Origin of the sequence: Desulfuromonas sp. (genome assembly GCF_002868845.1) — a bacterium.
In the GTDB taxonomy this organism is placed as follows: Bacteria; Desulfobacterota; Desulfuromonadia; order Desulfuromonadales; family BM501; genus BM501.
The window spans coordinates 1-1,448 of record NZ_PKUB01000050.1 but is presented as its reverse complement, the minus strand read 5'-3'; the positions used below and the strand labels follow the sequence as shown (position 1 = coordinate 1,448).

Genomic DNA, 1,448 nt, shown 5'->3' with positions numbered 1-1,448 from the left:
TGTGCGGCAGTGCCTTCAAGAACAAGGGGGTGCAGCCTCTTCTCGACGCTGTCATTGATTACATGCCGGCTCCCACCGACGTTCCCGCCATCAAGGGTCTTGATGCCCATAGCGGCGAGGAAATTACTCGTCCGGCAGACGATGACGGTCCGTTCTCTGCGCTCGCCTTCAAGATCATGACTGACCCCTTTGTCGGGCAGTTGGCCTTCTTCCGGGTCTACTCCGGGGTGGCCGAGTCCGGTTCCACGGTGCTCAACGCCACCAAGGGCAAGAAGGAGCGTTTCGGGCGTCTTCTCAAGATGCACGCAAACAAGCGCGAGGAGATCAAGCAGGTCTACGCCGGCGACATCGCCGCCGCTGTCGGGCTGAAGAGCACGACGACCGGCGACACTCTTTGCAGTGACAAGGGGGCCTGCCTCCTCGAGGCCATGGAGTTCCCCGAGCCGGTTATTCACATCGCCGTGGAGCCCAAGACCAAGGGCGACCAGGAAAAGATGGGGATCGCTCTCGGCAAGCTGCTTCAGGAAGATCCTTCCCTGCGTTGCCGCACCGACGAGGAGACGGGACAGACCATCCTCTCCGGCATGGGTGAGTTGCACCTGGAGGTCATCATCGACCGCATGAAGCGTGAATTCAAGGTCGAGGCCAACATTGGTGCACCTCAGGTCGCCTATCGTGAGACCATTACCCGCAAGGTCGAAGTCCAGGGCAAGTTTGTTCGCCAGTCGGGCGGTCGCGGGCAGTACGGCGATTGCTGGTTGCGTAGCGAGCCCCTCGAGCCCGGCGGCGGTTTCGAGTTCACCGACGAGATCAAGGGGGGTGTTATTCCCAAGGAATATATCCCTGCGGTTGGCGCCGGAGCAAAGGAAGCCGCCGAGAACGGCGTTGTTGCCGGGTTCCCCCTCGTGGATGTCAAGGTTGCCTGCTACGACGGCTCATACCATGATGTCGACTCTTCGGAAATGGCCTTCAAGATCGCCGGTTCCATGGGGTTCAAGGCCGGTGTCGCCAAGGCTGGCGCGGTTCTGCTGGAGCCGATGATGGCCGTGGAGGTCGTTGTCCCCGAGGAATACATGGGCGATGTTATGGGCGACCTCAGCAGTCGTCGAGGCAAGGTCATGGGGATGGAAGCGCGGGGTATCGCCCAGGTGATCAATGCCCATGTGCCGCTGTCGAGCATGTTCGGGTACGCAACCGACCTGCGCAGCGCCACCCAGGGCCGTGCCACCTATACCATGGTTTTCGACCACTATGAGCAGGTGCCCAAGGCCATCGCGGAAGAAATTATCGCCAAGGTCAAAGGCTAAGTCGCTAAGGAGGGCAGTTTCATGGCCAAGGAAAAATTCGAAAGAACAAAGCCCCACGTCAACATAGGGACCATCGGTCACGTTGACCATGGCAAGACGACCCTGACCGCAGCCATCACCAAGGTGCTGGCCGAGGCCGGC

The 1,448-nt window shown here is 60.4% G+C and carries 2 protein-coding genes; both read left to right on the top strand.

Annotated elements, in window-relative coordinates:
- Positions 1-1,307: elongation factor G (gene fusA, locus C0617_RS15445; RefSeq protein ID WP_291317935.1), on the top strand; the 1,307-nt coding region annotated here is incomplete at its 5' end.
- 21 nt (positions 1,308-1,328) lie between these two features.
- The coding region (locus tag C0617_RS15440) for a GTP-binding protein (protein ID WP_291317948.1) at positions 1,329-1,448 on the top strand (120 nt) is incomplete at its 3' end.